The following is a 14,542-nucleotide window of genomic DNA, read 5'->3' as shown; positions in this document are numbered from 1 at the left end:
GGATCATTGGTTTTATTTGAGACTTTTGGGCGTTCGGGAAGAGAGTCGCTGTCGCGAGGAACGTATCGGTCAGCCCGCCACAATCTCAATCATGTTGCCATCCGGGTCGAGGATGATCGCTTCGTAATAACCGTCGCCGGTCATACGCGGGCCGCTTTTCAGAATGCCTTCTTCTTTCGCTTTCGCCGACAGCGCATCCACCGCCTGTTTATCGCCGACGTTCAGCGCGATGTGCGCCCAGCCGCAAAACTCGCGGTTGTCCGGGGCGTCAGGCAATTCTGGCAGCGTCATCAGCTCAATCGTTGGGCCGTCTGCCAGGGTAATGAAATAAGAGGCAAATCCCGGACGATTTTTACTGAAGTATTTCTCATTCGGCGAACCGTCGAAATACCGCTGCCAGAATGCGGCCTGCGCGTCCAGGTCCCGGGTCCATAGTGCCACGTGTGCAATCTTCATTTTTGTCTCCATCATTCCTTGTTTACCCGAGTATGCCGCGACAACTCCTCGACTCAAACCTTGCACGGCTCAGGTTGTGATCCCGGCGGTCACTCGACCCTTATTCCATCGCCAGATGAATGGCTTCCCCGAGTTTTTCCATTACTTCACGGTGTTTCTCGGTGGTTGGCAGGGCGCAGTTGATGCGCAGGCAGTTGCGGTACTTGCCGGAAGCGGAAAACAGCGTACCCGGCGCCACCTGGATTTTTAGCTCGCACAGCTGTTTCGCGACGCACACCATGTCGACCATTTCAGGCAGCTCGACCCACAGCATAAAGCCGCCTTCGGGCCGGGTGACGCAAATTCCGCATGGAAAATACTGACGCAGCCAGCAGGTGTAGGTTTCCATATTGCTGTGATAAATCTGGCGCACACGCCGCATGTGGCGGTGATAATGCCCCTCGCGCACGAAAGCCGCGACCGCCAGTTGTGTCGTCGGCACGTTGGTGCCGGTGGCGGCGTATTTCATGTGCAGCACCCGGTCGTGATAGCGGCCCGGCACAATCCAGCCTACGCGCAGGCCAGGGGCGATGGTTTTGGTGAAGGAGCTGCACAGCAGCACGCGGCCATCGATATCCCAGGATTTTATGGTGCGTGGGCGGGGGTAGTCGTTCGCCAGTTCGCCGTAAACATCGTCTTCGAAAATCACGATATCGTGGCGCTGGGCCAGTGCCAGCACCGCACGTTTACGCGCATCCGGCATGATAAACCCGAGTGGATTGTTGCAGTTCGGCACCAGGATCACCCCTTTGATCGGCCACTGTTCCAGCGCCATTTCCAGGGCTTCGACGCTGATCCCGGTTTGGGGATCGGTCGGGATCTCGATCGCCTTAATGTCGAAACCGCGCAGCAATTGCATGGTGCCGTAAAACGACGGTGATTCAATGGCGACGATATCGCCCGGTTTGCACACCGCCAGCAGGGCAATCGCCAGCGCCGCGTGGCAGCCGCTGGTGATGATAATGTCGTCGGCACTGACCACCGCTTCGCCGTCGAGCATCAGGCGGGCGATTTGTTCACGCAGTTCACGGCGGCCGGCGAGTTCGTCATAGCTGAAGATATCGGTGGCATGATGCTGCACCAGACGCGTCATCTCGCGCCAGAGCGGCTTCAGACTCGGCTGGGTGATATCCGGCGATCCGCCGCCAAACGGGATGATCGATTTATCGTGGCGCGCATCCAGCATGGTCAGGATCTGATCCCAATGAGTCACATCCACCGGGCGCTGCACCGGACGCGACATCGCCGGTACCGGCGGCTGCGCTTTACGCGGTGCGATAAAATAGCCAGAGCGCGGCTGCGGGGTGATCAGCTGGAGCGTTTCCAGCGTCTGATAGGCTTGCTGTACGGTGCTGATACTGACGCCGTGTTCCTGACTGAGCGCGCGCACGGACGGTAATTTCTCGCCATGACGGTACAGCCCCTGTTCGATCCGTTCGGCGAGCAGATTCGCCAGATGCTGGTAACGCGTCATTGCTGTATCCCCATTTGATGCCATACAGATGGCAAAACCAGTACAGATAGGCGTAAAAAACGCCGTGCAGATACCGTTTTAGCGGATCTGTATGTTAAATAAAAGTACAATTTGAATCTGTATTGTTAACCCACCTCCCGGCGAAAATAGCGTTATTGACAGCGTGAGGAGGTGCAGGATGGAATTTCATGAGAATCGCGCGAAAGCGCCATTTCAAATCTACATAGTGATCGGCCGCTGGCTGCGACAACACTGGCGTATCTGGAAAACGCGTCGGGCACTGGATCGACTCAGCGACGCGCAGCTGAAGGACGTGGGGCTGCGACGCGAGGATTATTGATTGCTTCACCCGGCCTGAGCGCCGGGTTTTTTATTTCGCATTCCATGCTCTTTCGTTAAGACGTTTCTTGATACTTATCAGGGTAAGTATTAATCTGCTCCTGCGTTGTTAAGGAGACCTCATGACTGAAGATGCTTTGTTCGCCTGCCGCCCGATGGGGATGCGCATGGCGATGGTGGTGCGCCAATGGCGGGCCATTATCGACAATGCGATAACCGACACCGGCCTGACGCAGTCCAGCTGGACCACGCTGATGCAGTTACAACAACTGGGCGATAACGTCTCAACCAGCGAGCTGGCGGAAGTGCAGGGCATTGAACTGCCTCCGCTGATGCGCACGCTGGTGCATCTCGAGGAACAGGGCTATCTGCTGCGTACGATATCGCCGTACGACAAACGCTGCCGTCTGTTAATGCTCACGCCGAAAGGCCGTGCCGTGCTCAAGCGGCTGACCCACGTGATCGAAACCTGCCAACAGCGGGTGACAGAAAACATTCCTGCCGATGTCATGGACGCCTTCAGCAACACGCTTAACCAACTCGCCTGCAATATGCGGAACATCCGCGACGACATTAAATAAGACCTAAAAAAATGATGAGCCCCGAACAAAAATTTGCCCGCTGGGTAAGGGTGAGTATTGCCTCTTTCCTGCTGATGTTTGTCTATTTCATCGTGGCGGATATCTGGATCCCGCTCACGCCGGATTCTACCGTCATGCGCGTGGTGACCCCGGTGTCATCGCGCGTTTCCGGCTATGTGGCCCACGTCTACGTGCACAACAACAGCCCGGTGAAAAAAGGCGATCTTCTGTATGAGCTGGACCCGACGCCGTTTATCAACAAGGTGCAGGCGGCGCAGATCGCGCTCGAACAGGCGAAACTCTCCAACCAGCAGCTGGATGCGCAAATCGCCGCCCAGCAGGCCAATCTCAAAACCGCGCAAATCACCGCCCGCAATAATCAGGCGACGCTGAGTCGTTATCAGCGGCTGGCGACGATGCAAAACGTGTCGCAGCAGGACCTCGATAACGTCCGCACCGCGTGGCAAAACAGCGAACAGTCGGTGAGTTCACTCACCGCAAGCATCCATAATCTGCAGATCCAGCGCGGTGAACGCCACGACGATCGTAACGTCACGCTGCAAAAATACCGCAACGCGCTGGAAGAGGCGCAGCTCGATTTGGGCTGGACGAAAATCCGCGCGGAAGCGGCGGGCACCGTCAGTAACTTGCAGTTAAGCCCCGGGCTGTATGCTTCGGCGGGCACCGCGCTGCTGGCGGTGGTGAACGACGAGACCGATATCGTGGCGGACTTCCGCGAAAAAAGTCTGCGCCATACGCAGCCCGGAACCGATGCCGCGGTGGTCTTTGACGCACTGCCGGGCAAGGTTTTCCGCGCCCACGTGACCAGCAGCGATGCCGGGATTTTGGCCGGGCAGGAAGCCGTCAGTGGACAGCTTTCGCAGCCGGAAGAGTCCAACCGTTGGGTGCGCGATGCCCAGCGGATGCGCATTCACGTGGCGCTCGATGAACCGATCGATAAAGCGCTGCCAACCGGCGCGCGGGCCACGGTGCAGCTTTATAACAGCGAAGGTGTGCTGGCCCGATTTTTCTCTGGCCTGCAAATCCACCTCGTAAGTTGGCTGCACTATGTCTATTAACACCCTGGCGCGGGTTTTTACCCCGCACGACAACATCGTTTACAGCGCCAATGATTTTCGCCAGACGCTGCGCATTGTCTTCGCGGGGATGATTGCGCTGAGCATTTCCACGTTCTACAACGTGCAGTACGGCGTGTTTTTTGTGGTTTACCCGGTGATGTTGCTGTCGCTGGTGCCGGTCTTTAACCGCCATGTGGCGACGCAGTTTATTTTCAGTGCGGCGCTGAACTGTGTCGAAATGGTGCTGATCATCGGCTATCTGGCGCAATGGCCCCTCATCATGACGCTGGTGGTGTTTGGGCTTTACGTGATGCGTTTTCGCTTTATGAGTCAGGGGCCGCTATTTCTGTTTGGCTCGATGGGCGTAGTGTGCCAGAGCGTGATGCTCAATTTTATGAGCTACCCCGCCAACAGCTGGCACACGCTGCTGTCGTCCAATTTGGAAGCCAGCGTGATGGCAGTTTGCCTGAGCGCGTTGATGCACTTTCTGCTACCCGACGTCGAACCGCGCCAGCCGCCACCGCGCATTGAAAAGAATGCCGCGCGCGTGCGCCATGAGTCACTGCTCTCTGGCACCGTGGCGACGGCTATCTTTGTGATTTTCCAGGTCTGCGATCTCAGTGATTCACTGTCGGCGCTGATGGCGGGGATCCTGATCCTGTTTCCGATGCATTATCGCGGGGCGGTGCTGAGCTCGCTCTGGCGCGTGGTGGGCGTAGTGCTGGCCTGCTTGTATATTCTGCTGGTGCAGCTGATCCTCTACGATCACAGCAGCCATATGCTGCTGATGATGCCGTTGATTGGCCTCGGGCTGGCGTTCAGCGCCCGTCTGCACGTAATGGAAAAGGTGGGAGCAGGCGTCGGCTTTGCCAGCATCACCACCATCGGGATCATGTTTGGGCAGAACCTCCATCCTGAACAGGATCTGGTGTTCAGCGATCTTTATCGCGTGGTGTCGGTCACGGTGTCGCTGCTGTTCACGCTAACGATGGTGTTTCTGGTGCACCTGATCCTCAACCGCTTCGCCGCCACGCGGTTCGTGGTGAACAACCCGAATGCGTGAGTCGCAGACCGGTAAGCGTTTTTTGCCCGATGGCGCTGGCGCTTATCGGGCCTACGGTTTTGTAGGCCCGGCAAGCGTAGCGCCGCCGGGCACAGCGTTAATGAATCAACGGCATCACCAGCGCCGGGAGCTGCGACAACAGCCATAAAATCAGGCCAATCGTGCCGCCAACCAGCGTGCCGTTGATGCGGATAAACTGCAGATCCTTGCCGATGTTCAGCTCAATCTGATGCGACATATCCCGCGCGTCCCAGCTTTTCACCGTGTCGCTGATATGACGGGTGAGGAATTTGGCGAAGTCAGGCGCCACCCGGCGTGCAGCCTGTTCGAGGTGCCCGTTGAGCGAGGCTCGCAGCGCGCCGTCATTCACCAGCGCTTCACCGAGCCACATTCCGGCTTCCGCAATCCGCTTCTGCGTGCGCGAATCCTCCGTTTGCAGATCGTTCTTCAGCCACTGACGCAGATCGGCCCACATTTCCCCCAGATAACGGTTAAACGCTTCGTCGTCTTTCAGGTAGCGCTTGATGTTCTCCGCCTTCTCGGCCATCTCCGGATCGGTTTTCAGGTTGTCGATAAGCTTTCTCACCGCTTTATCAAACGCGTGGCGCACCTGATGCGCGCTGTCCTGGCTGACATCGTCCAGCAGTGTATTTACCGCCTCGGTGACCATCTCGGCGCTGTGTTCGCCGAGCCATTCGGTCGGCAGGATTTTGGCTTTCAGCGGGTGCTCTTTCTCCAGCCAGTGAATGATTTGTCGGGCGATAAATTCACGGCTGCTGTCGCGCTGGAGCAGGGCTATCAGCTGCGCAATCAGCGCATCGAGCAGCTTCTGATGACGATTGTTTTTGGTCATGCTTTCCAGCATCACCGCGCTAGTGCCGGTTAAATCGACCTTATCAATCGCCTTATGCACCGCGCGTTTAAGCAGGCCCTGAATGCGCGAATCATCGGCCAGCTCGAGAAAACCGCCCATCACCTTAATCAGATGTTGCCCCACACGCTGGGCGTTTTCGGGCTGGCTGAACCAGTTACCCATCATCAACGCCGGTTCATGCTTCTGGATTAAGTTCACCAGCGACTGAGTGTCGAGAAACTTTTCCTGCACGAAATGGCCAAGATTGTCACCGATTCGGTCTTTATTGCGCGGAATAATCGCCGTATGACGAGAAATGAAGGGCAGCGGTACGCGACGAAACAGCGCGACGACCGCGAACCAGTCTGCCAGCGCGCCGACCATCGCCGCCTCGGAAATGGCTTTCAACGCGCTGACCCAACGTGCAGGGGGCAGAAACAGCGTGGTCACGAAAATGGCTGCCGCAATGAGCAGCAATGAGAGCGCCAGAAGTTTGGCGCGTTTGAGTTCAGCTAATTTATCCATGCTGTAAGCATAGAGCGGGACGGCGGTGAAGTGCAAAGCCTGGCATTAAATCGCCACCCGGCGGCTAATCTCCACCACCTGATCGCCGGGCAGTTTGTAATAGTGCGTGGCGTGCGTGCAGTTGCGGACCATGAACGCGAAACAGCGGCGCTGCCATTGGGCGATACCTTGTCCGTCTTCGCGTCCGACCAGCATTTCATGGCCCAAATAGTAGGTGGCGTCGGCCAGTTCAAACGGGCAGTTTCGCTTCTTGATGTCGTACTGTAATGCCGGGATGTTCGGATGTTCCATAAAACCGTAATAGGCTACCGCGCGCCAGTAGCCGGGCGCGGCTTTGCGGATCACCAGCCGGTTCACATTGGCAATGTGCGGCACGTTGAGAATGGTAACGGTCAAGGCCATGACCTGCTGCTGCAATGCGCGATTGCGTATCACGTGCCAGCGCATTACCGGCGGAACACCGCTTTGCGAGCGGGTTAAAAACACCGCCGCGCCCGGTCCGCGGGGGATATCGCTCTCGCGAAGTTTGTCGAAAAAGGTCGCTGTGTCCATGCCGGTATCGTTCAGCGCCCGCAGCGTGGCGGTGTGACCGCGATGCCAGATAACCATCACGCAGCAAATCACGGCGGCCAGCAGCAGCGGAATATAACCGCCTTCCAGCACCTTAATCAGGTTGGCAATCAGGAAACAGGTATCGATGGTCAGGAACAGCAGGGCGGCCAGCGCGCTGGCGGTGCGGTTCCAGTGCCAAATCCGCCGCATGGCGACGTACAGCAGGCCGGAGGTCATCAGCATAGTTAACGACACCGCGATGCCGTACGCGGCGGCGAGGTTATCGGACGAGCGGAAGAATACCGCGAGGAACACCGTCGCCACCATCAGCAGCCAGTTGACGATGCCGATGTAAATCTGGCCGTAGTTATCTTCTGCCGTCTGTTTGATCCGCAGACGCGGCAGCCAGCCGAGCTGAATAGTCTGGCGCGTCATCGAAAAGGCACCGGTAATAATGGCCTGGCTGGCAATGATTGTGGCGAGCGTGGCGAGGATCACCAGCGGGATTTGCAGCGCGGGCGGACACAGGCGAAAGAAGATGTTGTGCGAGATATCCCCGCCGGACAGCAGCAACGCCGACTGCCCGGCATAGTTCAGCAGCAGGCTCGGGAACACCAGGCCAAACCACGCTATCCAGATGGGTTTTTTACCGAAATGGCCCATGTCGGCGTACAGCGCTTCCGCTCCCGTCACGCACAGGAACACCCCGCCAAGCACCAGAAAACTGACGAATCCGTGCGACAGCAAAAAATGCACGCCGTAATACGGGTTAATCGCCATCAGCACAGCCGGATGCTGGGTTATCCCCCAGATGCCCAACCCGGCAATCACCAGGAACCACAGCATCATGATTGGGCCGAACACGATGCCGATTTTGGCCGTGCCAAAAGGCTGAATGGCAAACAGCGCCACCAGGATCGCCACGGTGCCCGGTAAAATCAGATGCTGGGCTTCGGGGAATACGATGTGCAACCCCTCGAGCGCCGACAGGACGGAGATCGCCGGGGTGATGGCCCCGTCGCCGTATATCAGCGCCGCGCCGAGCAGTCCGGCAAAGATGATCAGCGTCCGGCCTTTACCGTTGTGCTGCAACAGTGACATCAGCGCCATGATCCCGCCTTCGCCACGGTTAGCAATGCGCATTGCGAAGGCCGCGTATTTTATCGAGGTGACGAGGATCAGCGTCCAGATAATCAGCGACAGCAGGCCGAGAATGATGCCCGGTGTCGGGCTACTGCCGGAAAGCAGGATGACGGTTTTGAGGGTATACAGCGGGCTGGTGCCGATATCGCCGAACACCACGCCGAGTGCGCTGCCTGCCAGCAGCAGTGCGTTAGGGGATTTTTGTGCCGTGTCGTTTTCCGTCGCCAGTGCCGTCTGGTCCATGAAAACATCCTGTGGGTGAATGTGACCTTTTTACACTATAGCCCTGAATAATGCGTCACACGGCGGGGGACGCTGATTCGTCGCGCAGCGCCTGTAAAAAGCGGACGAAAAGATCCGGCAACGGTTCGTCGTACCACAGCGCATAGAGATCGGCGGGGATCGACTCTTCGAGTCGCAAAAAAGCAACGCCGGGCCAGTGGATCAGCGCGCAAGATTCGGGCAGCAGTGACACGCCGTTTCCAGTGCTGACCAGCGCCAGCGCGGTTTGTGGCTCAAAAACCTGATGGGTGATCAGCGGCGACACGCCCAGATCCAGACAATTGTCATACACCTGACGGGCGAAATCGCTGCGGTTGAAGGAGAGCGAGATAAAGGCGCGATCGGCCAGATCTTTCAGGGAAATCGTGGCGCGAGCGCACAGCGGATCGCTCTCATGCACCGCCACGCAAACCGCTTCCCGGGCGAATAGCTGGCAGCGGATCTTCGCTTCTACGTGCGGGATAACGTTGCGGTTAATGGCGATATCGATGGTTCGTGCGCGCAGCGCTTCGGTTTGTTCCTGCTGGCCCAACTCATGCAGCGACCAGTTCACCTCCGGATTGGCTTCGCGAAACGCCTTCATGCGCGTCAGCAGTGGGCCCCACATCGCGCTACCGATCACGCCAATGTTGATGTGCTGTTTCTCGCTGCGGCCAATCTGGCGCACGTAATTCAGCGATTGTTCGGTGGCACTGAGGAGTCTGTCGACTTCCGCTTTCAGCACTTTTCCGGCGTGGGTCAACGCGACTTTACGGCTGGAGCGCTCAAACAACGCCACGCCGAGGATCTCCTCCAGCTCTTTGATTTGCATACTGAGCGGCGGCTGGGAGATGTTCAGCTTTGCGGCAGCGCGGCCAAAATGCAGCTCGTCGGCGAGGGTCTGGAAGTAGCGCAGCATCCGAAAACGAACGCGGCTGTTGGCCTGTGGATCGAGCATGCCGGGCACCGAAAAGAAGGAGGAGGGCGGTATGATGCAACCCTCCCGAAAGGCTGTCAAACCGCGACCGCCTCGCCCTGATGCAGGCTTTCCGCTTTGCTACAGGCGATGGCCGCCAGCAGCGTCACCAGCAACAGCGCGTAGGCGCAGGTTGAGGCATTTACCGCGCCGTGCAGGCCATAACGGCTGTTGACCAGTGACGAGACGGTGGCGAACAGCAGCGTGCCGACGGTGCCGCAGGTCAGTAAGGCGGAGATCAGCGTCGGTGAACTGCGGCTGACCTGCAACGTTCCGTAGCTCATCAGGCCGGAGAACAACCCGGAGTTAAAGAAGCCGAACGCCCCGCAGGCAATCAAAATCAGCGTTGTATTGGTGCTGTTGCCGATCAGCGCTATCGAGCCCAGGCCGACGGCGGTACAGATCAGCAGGAACGTACGCAGCTTCATCCATTTCACGGTGAACTGGTTGAGGAACAGCCCAGTCGCTTTCGCCACCCAATAGACGGTGGTATACAGCGCCGCCTGCTCTGGCAGTAGCTGGAAACGCCACTGCAAATAGCCCGGCGTCCACAGGGTAAAAATCGGTTCGGCCAGCAGGAACAGGAACAGCGCGCCGCACAGCAGCCACACCGAACGGCCCCAGGGCTCGCTGCGGGTCATTTCTTGATGCGTTTCGACCGGCGCTTCGGTAGCCGGATAACGGCTGCGTAACGTCAGGATCAACATCAGCACGCCGAGGCCGCCCATAATGCCGTACATCGCTATCCAGCTCGCCCCCATTTTAAACAGCCATGCCAGCAGGAATGAGAGCGTGGCACCCGCCAGGCTGAAGAAGAAGTCAGTGAAAATCAGGCTCGACGAACGGCTTTTTTCGTCCGGATTGATGCGAACTACCAGATAGCTGCCGATGGTCATAAAGATACCGCCGCAAGCGCCGATGATGGCGACCGCCACGCTAAACATGGTCAGCGTCGGGGTGACGAACAGCAGGGCGCTGATCAGGATGGTCAGCGCGGCGGCGATCACCAGCGGCTTTTGCAGCCCCCATTTTTTCATCAGGATCCCGCCGAGCATGATCGGCACGAACATACCGATGTTCATCAGCGTAAAGACCTGGCCGATAAAGCTCGGATCTTTGTTGAATGCGGCGCACAACGGGCCGAGGACAATGCCGAGCGTCGAGACCAGCGCGCCGACGAAGTAATAGCTCAGATACGAAATCGCATTCAGACTGCCGCGAGAATAATTTTCTGACATCTGCATTTCTCCTGGCGGGCAACGCGCCCGCCGTTGGACGGGAACTTAGCGGCAGTTCTTCACGAACTGGCTAATCAGGCGAATAAAATCATCGGTGACCATCGCCGCGCATTTCAGGGTTTGTTCGTGAGACAGCTCCACGTCGCTCAGGCCTTCCGCCATGTTGGTGATCGCTGATACTGCCAGCACTTTCAGGCCGCAATGGCGCGCCACGATAACTTCCGGCACCACAGACATGCCAACCACATCGCCGCCCATGTTTTGCATCATGCGGATTTCGGCTGCGGTCTCGAAGTTGGGTCCTGGATAGGAAACGAAAACGCCTTCATGTAGCGTCAGGCCCAAATCACCGGCGGTGTGCTGGAGTTTCGCGCGCAGCTCTTTGTCATAGGCGTTGGCGAGGCTAAAGAAACGCGGGCCAAAGCGATCGTCGTTCGGGCCAACCAGTGGCGTAGACGGCATGGTGTTGATGTGGTCGTTCAGCGCTACCAGGCTTCCGGCGGGAATATTCGGGTTGAGCGAGCCCGCCGCGTTGGTGCAGAACATAAATTCACAGCCGAGCAGCTTAAAGGTGCGCACCGCGTGGGTCATGATGCCCATCCCGACGCCTTCGTAGAAGTGCCCGCGACCCTTCATGCAGATGAGGTCCACGCCGTGCAGCGAGCCCATCACCACTTCACCCGCGTGCCCAATCACAGTGCTGACCGGGAAGCCCGGCAGTTTTTCGTATGAGATAACGGTTTTGTTATCAAGCTTATCGGCCAGCACGCCGAGGCCAGAACCGAGGATAAACGCGATGCGCGGTGTAAAACCAGGCTTCGCAGCCTTGAGGATTTCCACGGCTTCGTAAGGGGTGTCGTTAATCACGGAATGAGACATAAAAAACTCCTGAATGCGTTAGGTATCTGCTCATTCTGTGGAGTGAACGATGGGGAATCCAATTGGATAAAAGGGGATATTGATAGTGTTTTACGAATGATTCAGTGTGAAAACCAGGCCGCTCAACGGAATTTCAATAGGTTACGAAGTAAGGGCGAGGATATGGCGTGTGGATAGCGGAAAAGTGCATGGCGGAAGTGTGATGGGGTTCAATGGGTGAGGTTGTGCGCGAAAATGATGCCTCGAATCCTCATTCTGTCATGCTTCCGTCATCTTTCTGTCATTTGGCATTCCTATGGTGTTCGCACGCATAAAAAAGGTGACAACAACATGAAAATTAAACTGATTCCTCTGGTAATAAGCAGTGCGCTTTCTTTCTCTGCGCTGGCCGCAGAACCGACCGCGGAGCATTATGTGGTGAGTTTTCCGGAAGGCTCGCATGTCAGCTATAACGGCGCGTTTGCGCAGGCGTTTCCAAACGGATTGCCGGTAGGAATCGGCTCTGGTTTGCTGTTCACCGGCAAGCAGGGCGATGCCCTGACGTTTGCGACGGTGACGGATCGTGGTCCGAACGCCGATTCGCCGAGCGTGGGTAAGCAGGAAGCAAAGATTTTCGTGACGCCTGATTTCGCGCCGATGCTGATGTCGATTAGGGTGGAAAACGGCAAAGCCGAGGCGACCGATGCGCGCCCGCTGCATGACGACAAAGGCAATATCAACGGGCTGCCGCTGCAAAGCGGGGTGATCGGCTCGACCAATGAAGTGGCGTTCAGCGACACAATGAAAGCGTTGAGTGGTGATAATCGCGGGCTGGATACCGAGGGCATCACGCCGGACGGTAAAGGCGGTTTCTGGCTGTGCGACGAATACGGCCCGTTCATTGTTAATGTCGACAGCAGCGGCAAAATCATTGCGACGCACGGCCCGCAGGCGGGCGAAGGTGAGAAATCGATTGCTGGTGGTTTGCCGAATATTATCAAGTGGCGCCAGCCAAACCGTGGCTTTGAGGGCATCACCCGGATGCCGGATGGGCGCATTATCGCGGCGGTGCAGAGCACGCTGGATATCGACGGTAAGAGTAAGAAAAAAGCGCTGTTCACCCGTCTGGTGAGCTTCGACCCGGCGACCGGCAAAACCGTGATGTATGGCTATCCGATTGATAACGTCTACAGCAAAAACAGCGACGCCAAAATCGGCGATATCGTGGCGCTGGATAACGAACACATTTTGCTGATTGAGCAGGGAGGCGATAAAGACGATGTGATGCGCAATAACATCTATAAGGTGGACTTGAGCAAGGCTTCAGATCTGGCGGCGTTTGATAAGCCGGGCGAATACGCAGAGTTTGATAGTGCGGATCAACTGGCGAAGCGTGGGATCCAACTGGCGAGTAAATCACTGGCGGTGGATCTGCGTAAATTAGGTTGGCAGCAGGAAAAAGCGGAAGGGATGGCGCTGATCGACGGCAAGACGCTGGCGGTGGCGAACGATAATGATTTTGGCGTGAAAACGACGCTGAAAAGCCCGGTAGAAGGGAAGAAACTGAAGGATTATTGGGTGAATGAGCAGGGAAAATTGACGGTGGATGATCAGGCGGTGGCGACGACGATTGCGGTGAAACCGCTGGAAAAACCGGAGTCTGATAGCGAGCTGTGGGTAATTACGTTGCCTGAGTCGTTGTTATAGTTTTCTGCGGGATTCCCCTCACCCTGGCCCTCTCCCCATAGGGGAGAGGGGAAAGGCCAGCGTGGATTGTCGCCCTCTCCCTAGCCCTCTCCCGGAGGGAGAGGGAATAGTGTAGCGCTGTTTTTCACCATCTCCCTAGCCCTCTTCCGAAGAGAGAAGGAATAGTGTAGCGCTGTTTTTCACCATCTCCCTAGCCCTCTTCCGAAGGGAGAGGGAATAGTGTAGCGCTGTTTTTCGCCATCTCCCTGGCCCTCTTCCGAAGGGAGAGGGAATAGTGTAGCGCTGTTTTTCTCCCTCTCCCTGTGGGAGAGGGCCGGGGAGAGGGCATCAGGCCGCACTTAATTGCCATGCCTGGCGGCGCGTTGCTGGCCGGGCCTACAACTGTATGGCCCGTAGGCCCGGTAAGCGGAGCGCCACCGGGCATCGTGCTGTTAGCGCTTCAGTCCCGCAAACGCTTGACGGATTTCCGCTTCCGGTAATTGAACGCCGATAAACACCAGCACGCTGTGCGGGGTTTCGTCACTCCACGGGCGGTCCCAGTCGGCGCTGTACAGGCGTTGCACGCCCTGGAACAGCAGGCGGTTCGGCTCGCCGTCAATCCATAACATCCCTTTGTAACGCAACAGCTTATCCGCGAAATCAAGCAGCAGGTTTTCCATTACGCGGGAAACGTCGCTGATGTCGACCGGGTAATCGAGTTCGACCACAATCGATGAGATGTCGTTTTGCTTGTCCGCCATAAAGTGGAAACGCGGCTTCGGCTGGATGACGTTTTCTTCGAGCATAAAACCGTTGGTGTTGAACAGGTGTTCGAGGTCAATGTCGCCGTGCGTCACGGTGTAAATCGGTGCGCGGGCGTTGATGCGCGTCAGGCGCTCACTGAGTTTTTCCGTGTCTTGCACCACGTCGGTTTTGGTCAGCAAAATGCGATCTGCATAACCCACTTGCGACTGTGCCAGCGTGAACTGATTCATCTGATCGTCAGCGTGAACGGCGTCGACCAGGGCGATCACCCCGTCGAGTATGTAGCGCTCGCAGAGGATCTCATGAGAGAAAAAGGTCTGCACGATCGGGCCGGGATCGGCCATGCCGGTGCATTCGATGATCAACCGGTCGAATTCGATATCGCCGCGATCGCGACCGTCGAGCAGATCCAGCAGCGCGTCTTCCAGTTCGTTGGATCGACTGCAGCAAATACAGCCGTTGGTCAGGGTGGTTATCTGCGTGGCGCGATCGCCAATCAGCTGATCGTCCATCGAGACTTCGCCGAACTCGTTTTCGATCACGGCAATTTTGAACCCGTGATCCGCATTGAGGATGTGGCGCAGCAGCGTGGTTTTACCTGCGCCGAGAAAACCGGTGAGTAGGGTGACGGGGATCGGATTCATTGTCTCTCCT

The 14,542-nt window shown here is 57.2% G+C and carries 13 protein-coding genes; 5 read left to right on the top strand and 8 right to left on the bottom strand.

The genetic code is table 11. The features are described from left to right. Positions 1 to 69: 69 nt before the first annotated feature. The gene (locus tag A8O29_RS19870) at positions 70 to 456 is read right to left on the bottom strand and encodes a VOC family protein (RefSeq protein ID WP_125355117.1); all 387 of its coding nucleotides are present in this window, start codon (positions 454 to 456) and stop codon (positions 70 to 72) included. A gap of 100 nt (positions 457 to 556) precedes the next feature. Continuing rightward, a complete protein-coding gene (locus tag A8O29_RS19865) occupies positions 557 to 1,969 on the bottom strand; it encodes an aminotransferase-like domain-containing protein (RefSeq protein ID WP_125355116.1) in 1,413 nt (470 codons plus the stop codon). 178 nt (positions 1,970 to 2,147) lie between these two features. Here A8O29_RS19865 and A8O29_RS19860 point away from each other — a divergent pair, with 178 nt between their 5' ends. The 4 genes from A8O29_RS19860 to A8O29_RS19845 all read left to right on the top strand — a co-directional run bounded on the left by A8O29_RS19860 (position 2,148) and on the right by A8O29_RS19845 (position 5,031). Further along, entirely contained in the window at positions 2,148 to 2,309 is a 162-nt protein-coding gene (locus tag A8O29_RS19860) for a DUF1127 domain-containing protein (RefSeq protein WP_125355115.1), read from the top strand. 121 nt (positions 2,310 to 2,430) lie between these two features. Then, positions 2,431 to 2,889 (top strand): MarR family transcriptional regulator, encoded by a 459-nt coding sequence (locus tag A8O29_RS19855; protein WP_125355114.1) that lies wholly within the window; start codon positions 2,431 to 2,433, stop codon positions 2,887 to 2,889. An 11-nt stretch (positions 2,890 to 2,900) separates the two neighbouring features. After that, the gene (locus tag A8O29_RS19850; RefSeq protein ID WP_125355113.1) at positions 2,901 to 3,968 is read left to right on the top strand and encodes an HlyD family secretion protein; all 1,068 of its coding nucleotides are present in this window, start codon (positions 2,901 to 2,903) and stop codon (positions 3,966 to 3,968) included. Continuing rightward, a complete protein-coding gene (locus A8O29_RS19845) occupies positions 3,958 to 5,031 on the top strand; it encodes a DUF2955 domain-containing protein (protein ID WP_125355112.1) in 1,074 nt (357 codons plus the stop codon). Before A8O29_RS19850 ends, A8O29_RS19845 begins: the two co-directional genes overlap by 11 nt. 97 nt (positions 5,032 to 5,128) lie before the next feature. On the opposite strand, the gene A8O29_RS19840 is transcribed toward A8O29_RS19845, so the two are convergent. The 5 genes from A8O29_RS19840 to xapA form a co-directional block, all read right to left on the bottom strand. Further along, positions 5,129 to 6,409, bottom strand: coding sequence for a DUF445 domain-containing protein (locus tag A8O29_RS19840; protein WP_125355111.1), 1,281 nt, complete (start codon positions 6,407 to 6,409; stop codon positions 5,129 to 5,131). Between the two features lie 45 nt (positions 6,410 to 6,454). Continuing rightward, entirely contained in the window at positions 6,455 to 8,332 is a 1,878-nt protein-coding gene (locus A8O29_RS19835; protein WP_420854032.1) for a potassium transporter Kup, read from the bottom strand. Positions 8,333 to 8,402: 70 nt separating this feature from the next. Beyond that, on the bottom strand, positions 8,403 to 9,323 hold the full coding sequence (locus tag A8O29_RS19830; protein ID WP_125355109.1) for a LysR family transcriptional regulator: 921 nt from the start codon (positions 9,321 to 9,323) through the stop codon (positions 8,403 to 8,405). Positions 9,324 to 9,379: 56 nt separating this feature from the next. After that, positions 9,380 to 10,579, bottom strand: coding sequence for an MFS transporter TsgA (tsgA, locus tag A8O29_RS19825; RefSeq protein WP_125355108.1), 1,200 nt, complete (start codon positions 10,577 to 10,579; stop codon positions 9,380 to 9,382). Between the two features lie 45 nt (positions 10,580 to 10,624). Next, positions 10,625 to 11,458, bottom strand: a complete 834-nt coding sequence (gene xapA / locus A8O29_RS19820; RefSeq protein WP_125355107.1) for a xanthosine phosphorylase — start codon at positions 11,456 to 11,458, stop codon at positions 10,625 to 10,627. A gap of 330 nt (positions 11,459 to 11,788) precedes the next feature. Between xapA and A8O29_RS19815 the strand changes: the two genes are divergently transcribed. Next, positions 11,789 to 13,144, top strand: a complete 1,356-nt coding sequence (locus A8O29_RS19815) for an esterase-like activity of phytase family protein (protein ID WP_125355106.1) — start codon at positions 11,789 to 11,791, stop codon at positions 13,142 to 13,144. Positions 13,145 to 13,575: 431 nt separating this feature from the next. Here the strand turns inward: A8O29_RS19815 and yjiA are convergent, their stop codons facing one another. Continuing rightward, the gene (yjiA, locus tag A8O29_RS19810; protein ID WP_125355951.1) at positions 13,576 to 14,532 is read right to left on the bottom strand and encodes a GTPase; all 957 of its coding nucleotides are present in this window, start codon (positions 14,530 to 14,532) and stop codon (positions 13,576 to 13,578) included. Positions 14,533 to 14,542 lie beyond the last annotated feature (10 nt).

The organism is Scandinavium goeteborgense, assembly GCF_003935895.2.
Taxonomy (GTDB): Bacteria; Pseudomonadota; Gammaproteobacteria; order Enterobacterales; family Enterobacteriaceae; genus Scandinavium; species Scandinavium goeteborgense.
This window is presented reverse-complemented; position numbering and strand designations above follow the sequence as displayed.